The 15,534-nt window shown below is 68.0% G+C and carries 17 protein-coding genes; 10 read left to right on the top strand and 7 right to left on the bottom strand.

Features of this window, described 5'->3' with window-relative positions; all coding sequences use genetic code 11:
- The 4 genes from AC16DP_RS08395 to AC16DP_RS08380 all read left to right on the top strand — a co-directional run.
- The coding region (locus tag AC16DP_RS08395) for a DUF6310 domain-containing protein (protein ID WP_483956668.1) at positions 1-314 on the top strand (314 nt) is incomplete at its 5' end.
- Position 315: 1 nt separating this feature from the next.
- On the top strand, positions 316-1,074 hold the full coding sequence (locus tag AC16DP_RS08390) for a DUF5953 family protein (RefSeq protein WP_329728174.1): 759 nt from the start codon (positions 316-318) through the stop codon (positions 1,072-1,074).
- Between the two features lie 151 nt (positions 1,075-1,225).
- Positions 1,226-1,705 (top strand): DUF2381 family protein, encoded by a 480-nt coding sequence (locus tag AC16DP_RS08385; protein WP_329728173.1) that lies wholly within the window; start codon positions 1,226-1,228, stop codon positions 1,703-1,705.
- The gene (locus AC16DP_RS08380; protein WP_329728172.1) at positions 1,660-2,268 is read left to right on the top strand and encodes a hypothetical protein; all 609 of its coding nucleotides are present in this window, start codon (positions 1,660-1,662) and stop codon (positions 2,266-2,268) included. Before AC16DP_RS08385 ends, AC16DP_RS08380 begins: the two co-directional genes overlap by 46 nt.
- Here the strand turns inward: AC16DP_RS08380 and AC16DP_RS08375 are convergent.
- The 3 genes from AC16DP_RS08375 to AC16DP_RS08365 form a co-directional block, all read right to left on the bottom strand.
- On the bottom strand, positions 2,238-2,693 hold the full coding sequence (locus AC16DP_RS08375) for a DUF4265 domain-containing protein (protein ID WP_329728176.1): 456 nt from the start codon (positions 2,691-2,693) through the stop codon (positions 2,238-2,240). The genes AC16DP_RS08380 and AC16DP_RS08375 overlap by 31 nt on opposite strands.
- Before the next feature lie 5 nt (positions 2,694-2,698).
- Positions 2,699-2,989, bottom strand: a complete 291-nt coding sequence (locus AC16DP_RS08370; RefSeq protein WP_329728171.1) for an HNH endonuclease — start codon at positions 2,987-2,989, stop codon at positions 2,699-2,701.
- A 457-nt stretch (positions 2,990-3,446) separates the two neighbouring features.
- Positions 3,447-4,034: a Crp/Fnr family transcriptional regulator gene (locus AC16DP_RS08365; RefSeq protein WP_329728170.1), complete on the bottom strand. Its 588-nt coding sequence runs from the start codon at positions 4,032-4,034 to the stop codon at positions 3,447-3,449.
- A 67-nt stretch (positions 4,035-4,101) separates the two neighbouring features.
- Between AC16DP_RS08365 and AC16DP_RS08360 the strand changes: the two genes are divergently transcribed.
- From AC16DP_RS08360 to AC16DP_RS08350, 3 genes are all read left to right on the top strand, one after another.
- Entirely contained in the window at positions 4,102-5,352 is a 1,251-nt protein-coding gene (locus tag AC16DP_RS08360; protein WP_329728169.1) for a sterol desaturase family protein, read from the top strand.
- A 368-nt stretch (positions 5,353-5,720) separates the two neighbouring features.
- Positions 5,721-6,476 carry a DUF6310 domain-containing protein gene (locus tag AC16DP_RS08355; protein ID WP_329728168.1) on the top strand — a complete coding sequence of 252 codons (756 nt, stop codon included), beginning with the start codon at positions 5,721-5,723 and terminating at the stop codon, positions 6,474-6,476.
- A gap of 31 nt (positions 6,477-6,507) precedes the next feature.
- The gene (locus AC16DP_RS08350) at positions 6,508-7,242 is read left to right on the top strand and encodes a DUF5953 family protein (RefSeq protein WP_329728167.1); all 735 of its coding nucleotides are present in this window, start codon (positions 6,508-6,510) and stop codon (positions 7,240-7,242) included.
- Positions 7,243-7,255: 13 nt separating this feature from the next.
- Here AC16DP_RS08350 and AC16DP_RS08345 read toward each other — a convergent pair whose 3' ends face one another.
- Genes AC16DP_RS08345 through AC16DP_RS08335 form a run of 3 tightly spaced genes read right to left on the bottom strand, consistent with a single transcriptional unit; the run spans position 7,256 to position 9,514 of the window.
- Positions 7,256-8,026 (bottom strand): hypothetical protein, encoded by a 771-nt coding sequence (locus AC16DP_RS08345; protein ID WP_329728166.1) that lies wholly within the window; start codon positions 8,024-8,026, stop codon positions 7,256-7,258.
- Between the two features lie 60 nt (positions 8,027-8,086).
- A complete protein-coding gene (locus AC16DP_RS08340; RefSeq protein WP_329728165.1) occupies positions 8,087-8,905 on the bottom strand; it encodes a 2-oxo acid dehydrogenase subunit E2 in 819 nt (272 codons plus the stop codon).
- Positions 8,906-8,920: 15 nt separating this feature from the next.
- On the bottom strand, positions 8,921-9,514 hold the full coding sequence (locus AC16DP_RS08335) for a hypothetical protein (protein WP_329728164.1): 594 nt from the start codon (positions 9,512-9,514) through the stop codon (positions 8,921-8,923).
- Between the two features lie 165 nt (positions 9,515-9,679).
- Between AC16DP_RS08335 and AC16DP_RS08330 the strand changes: the two genes are divergently transcribed.
- A complete protein-coding gene (locus tag AC16DP_RS08330) occupies positions 9,680-10,831 on the top strand; it encodes a PQQ-dependent sugar dehydrogenase (protein ID WP_329728163.1) in 1,152 nt (383 codons plus the stop codon).
- A gap of 48 nt (positions 10,832-10,879) precedes the next feature.
- Here the strand turns inward: AC16DP_RS08330 and AC16DP_RS08325 are convergent, their stop codons facing one another.
- The gene (locus AC16DP_RS08325) at positions 10,880-12,658 is read right to left on the bottom strand and encodes a hypothetical protein (protein ID WP_329728162.1); all 1,779 of its coding nucleotides are present in this window, start codon (positions 12,656-12,658) and stop codon (positions 10,880-10,882) included.
- 158 nt (positions 12,659-12,816) lie between these two features.
- Between AC16DP_RS08325 and AC16DP_RS08320 the strand changes: the two genes are divergently transcribed.
- Both AC16DP_RS08320 and AC16DP_RS08315 read left to right on the top strand, forming a co-directional pair.
- On the top strand, positions 12,817-14,409 hold the full coding sequence (locus AC16DP_RS08320; RefSeq protein ID WP_329728161.1) for a cation:proton antiporter: 1,593 nt from the start codon (positions 12,817-12,819) through the stop codon (positions 14,407-14,409).
- Positions 14,406-15,534: cyclic nucleotide-binding domain-containing protein (locus AC16DP_RS08315; RefSeq protein ID WP_483956667.1), on the top strand; the 1,129-nt coding region annotated here is incomplete at its 3' end. The genes AC16DP_RS08320 and AC16DP_RS08315, both read left to right, overlap by 4 nt.

Here is a 15,534-nt window from a genome sequence, read left to right as displayed (position 1 = left end):
ACAACACTTGCGCCGACCTGATGCCGGACAACAGCTTCCCCGGCTGGGATGTGTTCGTGAATGGCAAGAACTTCGACGCGCTTCAACTGGCCACGCGCACCCTGTGGGACGTCAAGACGGATGACTTCGACAAGCACAGTCGTCGTTCTCAGCAGTTTTTCATCGAGATGAAGCTACCGGAGCTGCAACGGGAGCGCAGGCTCGCGGAAGAATGCGGTTATGGCTTTGTCGTCGGCGTCCGCAGTGAAGCACACAGAATCGCCCTGGAGCGCGCGGATCGCAGACTTCATGTCGTTGTCATGGACTGGTGCTGAAATGCCGGGAACGAAAGAGGATATTGGCATCACGGTCTATGCGCCTGCACTCGAGGGCGATGACGGCCGGCCTTTGGCTATTGTCCGAGGGATGGAACGTGCGCTTCCCGGTTTACGCCTGGGGTGGACGACGTCTGGGAAGGAAGACCTGATTGCATTGCCTCACCGCGATGAGTGGGTCGCGGCCCACAGGACGAGCGGAGGGTTTCCGTTCCTCTGTAACGATGACGATGACCACCTTGTCACGATTGCCGGGCGGGAGAACCCGGACGGTCTTGCCGCGGGGAGCCCGCCGCATCTCGAAGTCAATGTGACCATGCTCCTGAATGCAGCCGGGATTGCCGTGGTAGCGGGTGCCCTGGAAGCGGCAGCAGAGGGTGCACGCGCGTTCTGGGGGCACGCGACGCCGTCTGACGCGGCCGTCGAGATTTCGCGGCAGACGAGAGATCCCGTGCGGAAGCCGGGGGTCCCGCCGCGAGGGCTGCCAGCGCTCAGGTTTTCTGATGACATCCGCGCCCCTGAGATTCCGCACTGTCTCGGGTGGCTCAACTACTGGTCGGCCGCCGCCGCACGAGCCATCGGCTTTCCGGACCCCTCCCGCGACGCGGAGCTGCTGTCGCGCGCTCGGCGCACCGCGACGGGCGGGTGGGTCGTGCAGCTCACCGAGGCGCCGCTCGACCTGGACGACCCCGCCCACCTGGACGCGCTCAAGCGGGCCTACGAGCGCTTCCCGGAGATCGGCGGGCGCGCGGCCCCTTGAGGCCGACACGGCTCGTGGAGCCGAACAGGGGCGATGACCGGCAGCCTGCAGGCAGGGCGCGCAAGGATTGAATGCCCTGCACCCGTCCTGTCAAGTTGGCCCCACCCTGCGCACTTTCCCACTTCTCAGGTATGGCCTGCTTCTCGTCCTGATGGCGTCCCCGGCACCGGCCAGGGATGAGGCGGAAAAGCTCACGATTCGGACCCTCAAGGTGCCGGCCCATCCAGGCCAGGCGGCTCCGTCCATCTACGTTTCCTGGCAGGTGGTGACGGCGCTCCGCTTCGAGAAGGAGATCGATCCGGAGAAGACGAAGTTCCTGGCGTGGGAGGGACGTTTCGAGACCCCGCTCGTAGGCGGCAAGAAGGTGGTTCTAGAGCCGCTGCGTGACCTCGACGACGGCGAGGCGCTGCCCCTGCTGGTGACGCTCGTTGACGGGACGGAGTTCACGTTCCTCGTGAAGCCCAAGAGGCGCGAGGACTGGTTCTGCACTCGGGTGTACCGCGGGGCCAGACAGGTACCTTCCTGTATGAGTCGGAGTACCCGGCACAAGGCTGGAGCCGTGCGCGGCGCGTGGTGTTGGTGCTGGTGCAGAGGAAGGAGGAGCTCTTTCCCCATGCCTTCTGGCTGGTGACGAGCTGGACGCGGGAGCAGATGTCCGCCGAGCAGTTGCTTACGCACTACCGCCAGCGCGGCACGGCCGAGGGTCACTTCGGAGAGCTCATGGACATGCTGGCCCCGGCGCTCTCCTCGGCCAGACGGCCCAAGTCCAACGACCAGGGCCATCCGCCCGTGCGGCGCTCGGTTTCAATCGAGGCCTTCGCCAACAACGAGGTGCGCCTGCTGCTCAACGCACTGGCCTACCACCTCGTGCACGCCGCGCGCGTACTGCTGGAGCAGGCCACGTATCAGGAGAGAGCGCCTGTCGTGGAGCCAGCGCGGCTGTTTCCGGTACAGGTGAGAGCGGCCCCGGTGGTGAGCGGGAGCGACACCCTCGAGGTGCTCATCGCCAGCGGCAGGCGCGTGAGCTTCGCGATGCGCACGGCCGCTGGTCCGCGGTCCTGTCCACTCGACGTGCCGAAGACCCGTGCACCCCCAGCCCGAGGGCCAGCGCGACGAGGCGCACCGGCTCCTATTCCTCGACGTGCTGCCCCAGTCCTGGACCATCAGGACTGTGCCAGGCAGGCCTCTTCGTAGTCCCACCGGTCCTGCTCGCGGCCTTCATCCAATATCCGCTTCAGTTCATCCCATGAGACGGATGGAGGCACATCGAGCGCGACCAGGCCTCGCAGGTGGCTCTGTTCCGTCGAGCAGCCCAGTTGCTTGAAGAGTCCATGCACCTCGGGAAGTTCGTCATGGCCGTACACGACGACACGGACCGTGCTGTGTCCCGAGGGGTGGACGACATCTTTGTAGAGAAGCTGGTCCGCGTCCAACTCCGCCGAGACGATGTCATCCACGGCAATACCCGTAGCGAAGAATGGGATGTTGTCGATCTTGTAGAGACCCTCACCCACCGTGGTGGCCCAGAGTGTTTCCGCATTGGCGGGAGGATAGCCATCCTCATCCTGCTCGAGGTGAAAGAGGATTTTGACATGTTGATCGGTTGGTGTCCCTGTCATGCGGCTCACGGTGCTTTATCGCTCTTTTTATCGCTCTTCTTGATATTACAATCTCTACAGAGAACCTGGCCGTTATCTGGCTCGCCCTCGCCTCCTTTTGCTCGTGGGATGACGTGTTCGACCTGCGCCTCGTTCTTGGGCGGAGTGACGCCTTGTTGATGCTGCTTTGCTGGAACGGCTTCCACGCTACAGATTTCACATTTGTTTTTCCCGTCATTCTTTTCAGCGTTCTCCTTTTTGACAGCCGCCTTCCCCTTCTTGGTGAAGGGCATTCCCGCTCGCTTGCCAGCCAGCATGCTGACCTGCGGCGCGTCGGGGCCGATGTCAGTGCGAAGCCATGTGGCCGGTTGTGTCTCAGCGGACTCCGGCAGATGATTGTCGAACCTGCTCGCTTCCCCCTGCGCTCCAATCAAGAGGGGGATGAATACCCACCAGGGTGTGAAGCCATTGCATGCCCGCATCTTGAGCCATGGTGACGAGCGCGGACAAGAAGGTTCGACTCGTCAAGGGATGACCCGCGTAGAGGCGGAATGGGGGCGGTGTGGAGGGAGATGGCTGGAGCCGAGGGGGCGAGGAGGGCTGCTGACGGGCAACTCCCTGGGGCACACGCCGGCCCAGTGGCCTCCCCAGGGGGTGGCAGCAGGGGCGTGGGCGTCTTTGGCGGCGTGACTGCTCGAGGCTCGACACCATCTCAACCCTACTGTCCACGTAACCGGGGCAAGCCCACCGTGCCTCAGGCTCCCTCCCTCTGGCTCACCCCCGCTGCTTGCGGCGGCGCGACATGATGCGGCTCAGGGCCTCCTCCGTGATGCCGAGATAGGCCGCCACGTCGCGCTGGGAGACGCGGCCCTTCAGGTGCGGGTGCTCCTCCCAGAAGCGCACGAGGCGCTCCTCCGCGGTCAGGTCGAGGAACTCCTGCTCGCGGCGCTCCTTGAGGATGAAGTGGTACTCCGCCACCCGCCGCGCCAGCCGCTCCCAGCACACGTGGCCCCGCTCGAGCGCCTCGAGATCGCTCGTCCGGAACACCAGCACGCGGCTCGGCTCGAGCGCTTCGATCGCCGTCATCGAGGGCCGCCGTTGCAGCATCTCCGCGTAGGCGCCAATCAGCTCGCCCTCCGCGCGGAACGCCTTGATGGACTCGGCGCCGCCCGCCGACACACGCACGGCCCGGAAGACCCCCTGGAGCACCAGCGCGAAACGGTCCGACGGCGCTCCGGGCTGGAGGAAGAGCTCGCGTCTGGCCAGCACCTGCTCCGATGCCAGCGCCTCGGCCTTCTCCCACTCGTCCTCGGGGAGGGAGACCTGCGCCGCGAGGCGCTCGAAGAGCTTCGGGAATCTCATGGGGGAGTCCCCTCGGGTTGATCCAGGTCAAGGCGGCGGCCGGCCCGGATGCCGTACACCAGCACGCATGACCTTGAACGTCTACGCCGTGGCCACCCCCTTCGTCATCGTCCTGGCCCTCGCGGAGTTCGCGTACTGCGTGGCGAGGCGCAACGGCTACTATAGCTTCCAGGACTCCATCGCGAGCATGGGGACGGCGGTGATGAACCAGTGCGTCAACGTGGCGGTGGCGCTGCTGGTGCTGCCCCTCTTCACGCGGCTCGGCCAGTTCGCTCCGTGGCGGCTCGACGTCTCGTCGCCGCTGTCGCTGGTGGCCCTCTTCCTCGGGGTGGACTTCCTCTTCTACTGGTTCCACCGCTTCGGCCACCGCACCAACATCGGCTGGGCGGCGCACTCGCCCCACCACTCCACGGAGGAGCTCAACTACGCGGTGGCGCTGCGCGCGAGCGTGACGCAGCGGCTCTTCTCGTTCCTCTTCTACTGGCCGCTGGTGCTGGTGGGCTTCCCACCCGAAGCAGTGCTGGCGATGGTGGCATTCCACCTGGTGCTGCAGTTCATCCCGCACACCCGCGTCATCCCCAAGCTGCCCCGGTGGGTGGAGTCCTGGCTGAATACGCCCTCGCACCACCGCGTGCACCACGCGCGCAATGACGCCTACCTCGACAAGAACTACGCGGGCTTCCTCATCATCTGGGACCGGATGTTCGGCACCTACGCCGAGGAGGTGGAGCCCTGCTCCTACGGCCTCACCACCCCGGCGAACACGTGGGACCCGACGGCCATCAACTTCCAGGCCTGGGCCCGGCTCATCGGCGACGCGCTCGCGACGAAGAGCACGTGGGACCGCCTGCGCATCTGGGTGATGCCCACGGGCTGGCGGCCGGCGGACCTTCCCCCGCGCGCGTTGGGCTATTGGAAGCAGGACGGCGTGGAGGTGAAGTTCTCCTCGACGGAGCTGCCCGGCATCCGGCGCTACCTCGTCTTCCAGTTGTTCGCGTCCATGCCCTTCATGCTCCTGGTGAGCCACCATGCCTCACCGCTGTCGGGCGGGAGCAAGCTGGTGCTGAGCCTGCTGCTCTGGGGCATGGCGACGGCCTGGAGCGGGATGCTGGAGTCCAAACGCTGGAGCCTGCCGCTGGAGCTGGCGCGGGTGCTCGTCATGGGCGTGGCGGTGACGGTGTGGCTGATGCGGGCCGGCGCGCCCCAGGCGTGGAGCGCCCTCTGCGCGGCCTGGCTCGCCCTCTCGCTCACCTGGCTGGTGGTGGGAATCATCGGGCCGCTCCGGCCCCCCGTTGCGGCGAGGCCCGACGGGGGCTGAGCCACCTCACCTCGCCGGGGACGGCTCGCACCGCTCGAGCGCCCACACCTTTCAGGTGACGGCGTGTGGCGTCCCTGGTACCTCCGCCTCGGGCAAACCTCACGAGGTTCCACGGCGTCGGTGGCATTGTCCCACCGCCCACGGGTCCGCCCTTGCTCCGCGGAATCCCCCTTCCGTAGGAGGTGGCCATGCGTCTCCGCGCATCCATCGCACTTCTGCTCCATGTCTCTGCCTGCGCTACGCCAGCGCCCAGCCCCAGAGAGCCACCGGCCCGGAACCCGAGGCTCGACAACCTTCAGAGAGCGGCGGCACTGCCCTGGACGGACGGGGGGCGTTGCGCCGTCCAGGAGGCTTCCGAGCCCTGGCCCGTGCTGGCGGAGCGGTGCTTTCATGCCCTCGACCATGACCGCATCGAGTTTCACGACATCACGGGACGATGCGCGGTCGCCTCGGCGGGGGCGGGAGCAGGGGCCATGGGGCTCGGGGTCTGTGTCCTCGCGGCGCCGGAGCTCGTCGTGGGGGCAGTAGTCGTCGCGGGCGTGGTGGTGGTGGGCTTCGCCATCAAAGAGGCGTTGGATACCTACGCGAAGAAGAGGGGCCGTCCCCAGGTAAGGCCCATGCCTGAAACGCGGCCCGTGCCTGAAACAAAGCCCGCCCCGCCGAAACCCTCGCCGAAGAAAAGGCCCAAGCCGGAGCCAAAGGGGCCGGATTTCCCTCCTTTGGAGCCACCCGAGACTTCGGAGCGAGAGCGCCGCAGGTGCGAGCCCGATCCAGTGCCGTACCACCTTGGCGGTAATCCACTGCACGACACGTGCGCCGACAGAATTCCGAACAACAGCTTCCCCGGCGGGGATGTGTTCGTGAATGGGAAGAACTTCGACGCGCTGCAACTGGCCACGCGCACGCTATGGGAGGTCAAGACCGACAACTTCGACAAGTTCACGCCCGACCTTCGGAGAATTGTGCTCGACAACCAGGTGCTGGATTTGCAGTACGAGCGCGGTCTTGCTCTGGCTTGTGGATTCAACTTCCGGGTCGGCGTGCGAAGCCCCGCGCACAGAATCGCGCTGGAACTCGCGGAGCCAGAACTCGCGGGCATTATCGAAGTCATGGAATGGTGCTGAGATGCCAGCCACACAAGAAAATGAAATTGCCATGATCGTCTATGCACCTGCACTCGTGGGCGACGATGGCCGCCCTTTGGCCGTTGTTCATGGAATGGAACGCACATTCCCTGGCTTGCGCCTGGAATGGACAATCTCTGGCGAGGGGAAGCTGCTCCGGGTACCGCAGCGTGAGGCATGGCTCGCCCAAGGGAGGCCGACCGGAAGGGGGTTTCGGCTCATTTGCAATGGCGACGAGAGCTACCGGGTAACGGTTTCTGGATGGGAAAGGCCGGCGGGCCTCTCCCCGGGAGGGCAGGCACAGTTTGAAGTCCAGGCAGCCCTGCCGCTCGACGCAACCGGCATCGCGGCGGCAGTGGAGGTGCTGGAGGCCATGGCGGAGGGTGCTCGCGCGTTCTGGGGGCACGCAACGCCTTTCAGCGCAGGGGTGGACATCGCGCGCCAGACGAAGAATCGGCCAGACGACCTGGCGCCGCCTCCCCGTGGGCTGCCGGTGATCAAGTCCCCCAGTGCCATGCGCTCACCTGAGATTCCGCATCGCCTCGGGTGGCTGAACTACTGGTCGGCTGCTGCTGCCCAGGCCATCGGATTCCCGGACCCCGCCCGCGACGCGGAGCTGCTTTCGCGCGCACGGCGTACCGCGACGGGCGGGTGGGTCGTGCAGCTCACCGATGCGCCGCTCGACCTGGACAACCCCGCCCACCTGGATGCGCTCAAGCGGGCCTACGCGCGCTTCCCGGAGATTGGCGGACGCGTAGCCCCTTGAGGGGCACGGCTCACTACTCGCCGAGGGCCCCGTAGTGCACGACGCGGAAGCGGGCGCCCTGGGCCTCGCGGATGCGGGCGGCGAGCGCCTCGTGCAGCTCGGGCGTCCAGGTGGTCCACTGGTCGAAGAAGCGCGCGGCGGCGGCCTTGTCTCCCGCGTGCTGGAGCGCAAGCACCTCCTTGAGCAGCGAGGCGACGGTCTCCGGGTAGCGCTCGTACCGGAGGGTGAGGCGGGCGGTCTTCGGGTCGGCCTCGAGCAGCCCATGCGAGAGGAACCAGTTGAACTGGATGAGCTGCATGGTCTGGTAGGGCTGGTCGCGGCGAGGCTTCGCGTTCTGCAGCGTGCGCTGGGAGTTCCCCTCGGGGGCGAGGCCGCTCGCGTGGGCCTCCACGGTGGCGGCGCGCCAGACGCGCTCGTCGGCGGCGAAGATGTCCGGGTTCTTCATGATGTTGTCGCGCAGCAGGAGGGTGAGGCCGTAGCGGCGCGAGAAGAGCGGGTCATTGGGGAGGATGCTCGCGGTGTTGGTGCCCCGCGCCTGGCCGGAGCCGGCGATGACGTCGTAGACGCCGACGGGGATGTCCTCGCGCACGCGCCGGGGGTACACGTACGGCAGCGAGTCCTGGAGCGCCTGCAACCCACCGGGCGCCTTGCGCAGCCCGGCCGTGGCCTGCTCGTTCTCCAGCAGCAGGCTCATGCCGTGGAACGACTTCACCCCGAAGAGCGCGTCATCGTACGTCTCATAGGAGCCGATCTGCGCGTTGAGCCGCTGGAAGCGGCCCGTCACCCAGGAGGCATCGCCGCTCTCGGAGTCGTTGGAGAGACGGGCAGTTTCATGCGCGGCAGCCTACGGCGCCGGGGGCTCCTCGGAAGCGGGCGGGCCCCAGACGGACGCGGGATCCTCCAGGGCCTCGCCGATGTGACGCAGGACTCGAGCGACGAGGTCCGCGTCGAGCAGGCGCGCATCGAAGGTGCACGAGAGCGTCATCTCCTTGCCAGGAACGAGGGCGTCGCCTTCGAGCACGGGGACATCGCGCACGGCGCCGGAGGCGAGGTAGAGGGCCACGCGGGTGTAGGGCACCATGGCCAGCCAGGCGCGCTCCAGGCCGAGCGAGCCCACGTTGGAGACGGCGACGGAGCCGAAGGGGTCTCTCGGCATGCCCACCCACGCGAGGTCCATGTTGAGGGTGAACCAGACGAAGGAGAGCAGCCGGAGGACGGTGTTCATGACGAGGCCGGGGACGCGGTAGGAGCGCCGCTTGCCCCGCTCGATGACGGCGTCCCGGCGGTGGCGGACGTGCTCGACACGCTCCTGCATCGCGCTGGCGAAGCCCTGGAGCGAGAGCGCGTCCGCATCGTGAACGGTGGCGGTGGTGAGGTCCACGCGGCCGAGGTGCTCGGTCTGTACGACGAGGACACAGACGCTCACGCGCTTGCGCAACCAGGGCCGGTTCCAGCGGAGGATGGCATTGGCCTCGGGGTAGCGGCGGAGCGCATCGGCGGCGGCCTTGGCCACCAGGTGCGTCACCGTGAGGCGCTGGCCCGAGCGCGAGCGGAAGGCCTCCACATACGCGAGCGCGCGCTCCATGCGGATCTCGATCGCCGCATAGGCACTCGGGTCCCGGGGGGAGCTGTACGAGCCAAGGGCGAGGAGGGGGAAGTTCACGGGCTGGCGAGTCCTCTACCACCGGTCATCGGTGAAGAGGCAGTCGATCAGCTTCGCCTCACCCAGGGACACATTGCCGCACTGGATGTCGGGCACGGGGGTGAAGAGTGCCTCGTTGGTCAGGCGGTGAACGTGGAGCACGTCCCGCACGAGGGCCTCGACCTTGTCCGCATAGGACTTCGTCTCGGGGACGTCCTCGTAGAAGGTCTCCGAGGCCCACGATTTCTTCTCGACCAGATGGTAGCGCCGGAACGAGCTGTAGAGAACGAACACAGGCACGAGGATGCTGACCAGCACCACCACGGTCCTGACCTCATCCTGGCCGTCAGGAAGCTTCAGCACCTCCGGAAGATCGACCCTGACACGCCAGCAGTTGTCGTCGGAGAAGAGCACGGTCCAATCCTCGACCTTGCACTCCGGTAGTGCCTCGCGAAGCCTCGCGAGCAATCCTCTCCAACTCGTTGGATTTTTCAGCGCCTGCGCGCGCAGCTGCAACATGCGCTGGTACTGCTCGGATTCACCGTAGCGCTCGTTGTCACTGTACAAATTGACGGGGTAGTAGCGGTGAAGCAGTTCGATGAGCCGTGGCGGTGAGAAATCTTCGTTCATGGGAGCCTACTCCCGCGCAACCCGGAAAATTCGAGGTAGAACACTACCCGGAGCCCCTGCAAGTTGGTGGTCACCAATCACGCCCCGTCTGCCGTCACGTCCACCTCCTGACGTGCCCGCCACGGTCCGGTGGCGCACGCTCCCTCCGCCCGTCATAGATACGGCATGCGTACCTGCCTCGTGCTCTCCGCACTCGTGTTCCTCGCCGCCTGCTCCGGCTGCCGCAAGAGCCAGGCGAAGACAGCCCCCGATTGCATCCTCGTCGAGGACGACTTCGGCCCCGATGGCACCGTGCCCATCACCTTCGACGTCGTCGCCGAGGGCCTCGAGGTCCCCTGGGGCATCGCCTGGCTCCCCGGCGGCGATGCGCTCGTCACCGAGCGTCCCGGCCGCATCCGTCTGCTCCGCAACGGCGCCCTCCAGCCCGCTCCCGTCGCCACCGTGAAGATCTCCTCCGCTGGCGAGAGCGGCCTGCTCGGCATCGCCGCGCATCCCTCCTTCGCGAGCAACCGGCAGATCTACCTCTACGTGACCACCGACGAGGGCGGCTCGACGCAGAACCGCGTGGAGCGGTGGATCCTCTCCGAGGACCACACCTCCGCCACCTTCGAGCGCGTCATCTTCGGCGGAATCCCCGCGGCGAAGTACCACGACGGCGGGCGCATCCGCTTCGGCCCCGATGGCATGCTCTACGTGGGCACGGGAGACGCGCGCGAGCCGGACAACGCACAGAACGTGGACACGCCCTCCGGCAAGCTGCTGCGGCTCACCCCCGAGGGCGAGGTGCCCGCGGACAACCCCTTCCCCGGCAAGCCCGTCTTCCTCCTCGGTGTGCGCAATACCCAGGGCTTCGACTGGAAGGACCGCGACACGCTCTACTTCACCGACCACGGCCCCAGCGGCGAGACGTTCCGCCGCGGCCATGACGAGGTCAGCGTGGTGCGCAAGGGGGACAACCTCGGCTGGCCCACCGTCTACAGCTGCGAGTCCGGCGAGGGCCTCATCACCCCGTCCCTCACCTGGGAGAGCGCGGCCCCCCCGGGCGGAGCCGCCATCTACACCGGCGACGCCATCCCCGAGTGGAAGGGCTCCCTGCTCATCGGCACGCTCGGCTCACGGCACCTGCACCGCGTGGTCTTCTCCCAGGAGAATCCCTTCCAGGTCGCCCAGCACGAGGTGTACCTGCGCAACGAGTGGGGCCGCCTGCGAGAGACGATCATGGGCCCGGACGGCCACCTCTACGTCACCACCAGCAACTGCGACAGCCGCGGAGACTGCACCGCGCGCAAGGACGTCATCCTGCGCATCCGCCGCTGAACGAAGCAGGGGCCGCGTGCCCGGCCAGGCGCACGCGGCCCCCCAGGCTCACCAGCGCACCGAGTCCACGTACAGCGTGCCGGACCAGGCGGCATCGGTGAAGAGCTCGAGGCCGAGCTGGTACAGCGGCGACACAGCGTTGGCGGGCACCTGCACGGTGACGGTGCTCCAGTCCCCGGCCTTCAGGGACGTGGAGGCCACCCACGAGCCCGTCCACTGCCAGCCCCCCGCCGAGCCCTGCTGCACATAGGGCTGGACGGCCGTGATGCGGCTGCCGGCCGGGACCCAGACGCGCATGGACACCGTCCGGCCCGCGGGCACGGCGGCGTTGAGCACCGAGACGCGGGACATCCCCGCCGCGGTGCCACCCATCGTCACCGCCAGCGAGCGGCTGCCCGCGTCCGCCTTCGCGGTGGACGACACCACGCCCTTCACCAGCGCCCCCGAGAAGCTCCACCCCTGCGCGTCCGTCTCGAAGCCGTACCGCACGGTGTCCGTGACCGGCGTCGGCGTGGGAGTCGGCGTCGGCGTGGGAGTCGGCGTCGTGGTGGAGCCCGCGGGGATGGCGAGGCCACCGGCCTTCAGGAAGGCACCCGCGCGGCTCTTCAGGAAGAGCTGGCCGTCCGAGTACACGTCGTGGGTGTGCGAGGCCTGCTGGCCCTCGCCCCGGCCGAAGAGCAGCGCGATGACTCCGCTGCCCGCGAACTTCTCGCGGTGCACGGCGCTCCCGGTGCCGAAGAAGTACTCGGCGCGGTTGTCCTTGTAGCCCGAGCCCGGCGTATTGGCCGCGTAGGGCTTGTTCAAGCTGCTGGAGTTGCCCTCCGGAAGCTGCCACAGCACCCAGCGCTTGCCCGAGGCCACGTTCCACAACCGCAGCCACTCGGCGTACCGGTTGAAGCTCTTGGACGAGATGGAGGCCGAGTCGCTCGCGTCCCACCACCGGTCCTGCCCGTACTGCTTGTAGAAGTCCGAGTCGCGGTCGAGCGGGTCTCCCACCAGCACGTCATAGGTGGCCCCCGTGACGTTGGCGCCCAGGCCCAGCGGCTTGAGGAAGTTGTAGACCTTGTCCACCTCGGGCTGCAGCGCGTCCGTCACCGAGAAGTACGCGATGTCCTTGCCACTGGCCCACCCCGAGATGTGGATGCCCAGGATGACGTTGGTGGCGCCCACCGCCTTGCGCAGCTGGAGGAACGAGAGCCCCCACCCGGCCACCGTGTTGGGCAGCCCCGCCAGCTCCGGCATCCCCGTGGCCGCCACGGCCGCGTAGGCACTGGGGTTGTTGTTCGAGTACTTCTGGAGGTACCCAAAGCCATCCGCCTCCATCAGCACGAGCACCGGCTTGCCGAACTCCCTGGCCCGCTGCATCAGCACCTTGAAGTCGGAGAAATAGCTCTTCATCGTGGTGGCGTTCTGCGCCTTGGCGAGGAACTGGTCCTCGCCGCCACCCGGCTCTCCGTTGACCTGGTAGTACTGGATGGCCGGGATGAAGCCCTGGGTGGCGGACTCCGTCAGGAACTGCTTGCCCCAGCTTCCATCCGCGGCGGACCAGCCCCAGTTGTTGACCCAGCCCTTGGTGAAGTAGCGGTAGCGCACGTCCCAGGGCACCGCGCTGTCCTTCATCCACGTCTGGGGGGCTTCCTCGAAGAGGCCCACCAGCAGGCGCGCGGGAAGTCCCGCGGGGATGGAGCCGGCGGGCTGCGTCGCCAACGGCGCTTCCCGGGTGTCCAGCGTGTCCAGCGTCGGATTGTCGGAGGAGAGATCTCCGGGCAGCTCGGGACCACAGGCCGCGCACGCCAGGAGAGCAAGCGATAGGAGGAAGTGTTTCATGGGGCCCCCAACCCCCACGGGGCCCTCCCCTTTCCCGACGTCCTGGCGAAGCACCAGGGATGGCTCCGGGGGCTCGCCTCCCGGGTAGCTCCGGTGTGACACCTGGCCACAAGGCAACCCGTGCACAAGCCCGGCGCATCTGCGAGTCTTGGGGCCGCGTGCACCTCGAAATGCCCCTCATCATCGGCCTGATGGTGGCCGCCAGCTCGCTCGCCATCGCCGCCAAGCGCGTGCGGATTCCGTACAACGTCGCGCTGGTGGTGGGGGGTCTGCTCCTGTCCGTGGGAGGAATCTTCCCGGGCATGCCTCCGCTCAACCCGGAGGTCGTCTTCCTCGTCTGCCTGCCGCTGCTGCTCTTCGAGGGCGGCATCACCGCGGACGTGGCCAACGTGCGCGCCAACCTGCTGCCCATCGCCACCCTGGCCACCCTGGGCATGGTGCTGGCCATCGCCGCCACCGGCACGGCGCTCCACTACACCCTCGCGCTCGCGTGGGGGCCCGCCCTGCTGCTCGGGGCCATGCTCGCCGTCACCGACACCGTCTCCATCCTCTACGCCTTCCGCCGTGCCCCCGTGCCCCGCCGCCTCTCCGGCATCATGCAGGGCGAGAGCCTCTTCAACGACGGCACCGCGCTCGTGGCCTACGCGGCCATCTCCAGCATCGTGGTGAGCGGAGAGTCCTCGTTCTCGCTGCCGCTCCTCGGCGCCAAGGTGGTGGGCGCCACGCTCGGGGGCCTGGCCATCGGCCTCACCCTGGGCCTGGTGGCCGGCTTCATCATCCGCCGCACCGAGGATCCGCTCGCGGAGATCATGGTGACCACGGCGCTGGCCTTCGCCGCCTTCGTCATCGGCGAGCAGCTGCACCTGTCGGGCGCCATCGCCGCGGTGATGGCCGGCCTGGCCACGGGCATCAACCTGCGGCGCCACGTGGCCCCCCAGAGCCAGGTGGCCATCCACACCTTCTGGGAGTACGCCGCCTTCGGGGTGAACACCTTCCTCTTCCTCTCCATGGGGCTCACCACCCGGCCCGAGACGCTGGTGCGCTACCTGCCGCAGACGCTGCTCGCGGTGGTCTGTGTCTTCGCCGGCCGCGCGGTGGCCATCTACCTGCCCTTCCTGCTGCTGCGCTGGCTGCGCCCCTCCGAGGCCGTGCCCCTGCGCTGGCAGCACGTCTTCATCCTCGGCAACATCAAGGGCGCGCTGTCCATCGGCCTGGCGCTCGGTCTGCCGGAGTCCACGCCCTCGCGCGAGCTGCTGGTGGCCATCGCCTTCGGCGTCTGTTTCCTGTCCCTGGTGCTCCAGGGGTTGATGCTCACGGACATCCTCAAGCGGCTGGGCCTCTTCCATGAGGATCCGGTGGCCTACGCGGTGGCCGAGCAGCAAGCGCGCCTCATCGCCAGCCGCGCCGCGCGCCAGGAGTTGGAGGAGCTGCACGACCAGGGGCTGATTCCCCGCGCGGCCTATGAGCACCTGCGCAGCGACTACCAGGTGGGCATCGCCGGCGCCGAGCGCGAGCTGCGCCGGCTCAGCGAGCAGCACCTGGCGCAGGGGGCGAAGATCGTGCTGGCCACGCGCCGCCGCCTCATCGACGCGGAGCGCACGGCGCTCTTGTCGGCCCGGCGCGCCGGCCTCATCCCCGAGGCCACGGCCGAGATACAACTGGCGAAGCTGGACTCGCGCACGCTGGAGCTGGAGCACGTGCTGGCGAGCGCGCAGGAGCACGAGGCGGACAGCGGGAGGAAGGTGTCATGAAGATCGTCATCGCGGGTGGTGGACGGGTGGGTGGGACGCTGGCGGCGCGGCTGGTGTCGGAGCAGCACCAGGTGACGGTGGTGGAGCGGGACGCGAACACCTGCCACCGGCTCTTCGAGGACATTGGCGTGGTGACGGTGTGTGGGGACGCGAACGACCCGTCGGTGCTGGAGTCGGCGGGCATCTCGGGGGCGGACATCGCGGCGGGGGTGCTGGCGCGCGACGCGGAGAACCTGGCCTTCGCCACGCTGGTGCGCTCGATGAGCAGCGCGCGCGTGATGGTGCGCATGTTGGACAGCCGCTACCGCCAGGCATACAAGCTGGCCGGGGTGAGCGAGCTGGTGGCGGAGGCCGAGGTGGTGGTGGCGAAGATGACCACGGCCATCGACTTCCCGCAGGTGGCGGGCTCGCTGCCGCTGGCGGCGGGGACGGCCATCCTCTTCGAGCTGGAGGTGAACCCGAAGGCGCTGGTGGCGGGGCGCACGGTGGCGCAGGTGCGCGCGCTGCCCGAATTCCCGCGCGAGTGCGTGTTCATCGGCGTGGTGGACCCGGAGGGCCGCATCACGCTGCCGGACGGGAACACGGTGCTGCGCGCGGGGCACACCATCATCCTCGTGGCGCGCCGCGCCGAGTTGGCCCGCGCCGTGGAGTGCCTCACCGCCGAGGCCCAGCGCCAGAGCGACACGCCGCTGGCGGAGATGTTGCGCAAGGTGGACTTCCTCACGCCGCTCAACGACGAGCAGCTGGCCTCGGTGGCGCGCGGCGCCGACTACCTGCGCAAGGAGGCCGGCGAGCTGCTCTTCAAGAAGGGCGACGCGGGCGAGTCCTTCTACGTCGTCGTCTCGGGCGAGGTGAACCTGCTGGCCGAGGGCGGACGGCTGGTGGAGGTGGTGAAGCCGGGAGGTTTCTTCGGGGAGATCGCCCTGCTCACGGGAGAGCCACGCGCCACGAGCGCCAGGGCCGCCACGGCGTGCGAGCTGGCCGCCGTGGGCCGCGATGACTTCCAGGGGATGGTGATGGCCAACCCCACGGTGGCGCTGGAGATGAGCCGCCTCCTCGGGCAGCGGCTGGCGAAGATGGCGCAGCAGGACCGGGCGCCCCAGAAGCGCAAGGGCCTGTTCGGCC

This window comes from Archangium sp., from assembly GCF_057119385.1.
This window is presented reverse-complemented; position numbering and strand designations above follow the sequence as displayed.

Coding starts and splice junctions, on each gene's coding strand:
- AC16DP_RS08390 (WP_329728174.1), top strand. CDS start 316: ATGCCGGGAACGAAAGAGGATATTGGCATCACGGTCTATGCGCCTGCA.
- AC16DP_RS08385 (WP_329728173.1), top strand. CDS start 1,226: ATGGCGTCCCCGGCACCGGCCAGGGATGAGGCGGAAAAGCTCACGATT.
- AC16DP_RS08375 (WP_329728176.1), bottom strand. CDS start 2,693: ATGACAGGGACACCAACCGATCAACATGTCAAAATCCTCTTTCACCTC.
- AC16DP_RS08370 (WP_329728171.1), bottom strand. CDS start 2,989: ATGCTGGCTGGCAAGCGAGCGGGAATGCCCTTCACCAAGAAGGGGAAG.
- AC16DP_RS08365 (WP_329728170.1), bottom strand. CDS start 4,034: ATGAGATTCCCGAAGCTCTTCGAGCGCCTCGCGGCGCAGGTCTCCCTC.
- AC16DP_RS08360 (WP_329728169.1), top strand. CDS start 4,102: ATGACCTTGAACGTCTACGCCGTGGCCACCCCCTTCGTCATCGTCCTG.
- AC16DP_RS08350 (WP_329728167.1), top strand. CDS start 6,508: ATGATCGTCTATGCACCTGCACTCGTGGGCGACGATGGCCGCCCTTTG.
- AC16DP_RS08335 (WP_329728164.1), bottom strand. CDS start 9,514: ATGAACGAAGATTTCTCACCGCCACGGCTCATCGAACTGCTTCACCGC.
- AC16DP_RS08330 (WP_329728163.1), top strand. CDS start 9,680: ATGCGTACCTGCCTCGTGCTCTCCGCACTCGTGTTCCTCGCCGCCTGC.
- AC16DP_RS08325 (WP_329728162.1), bottom strand. CDS start 12,658: ATGAAACACTTCCTCCTATCGCTTGCTCTCCTGGCGTGCGCGGCCTGT.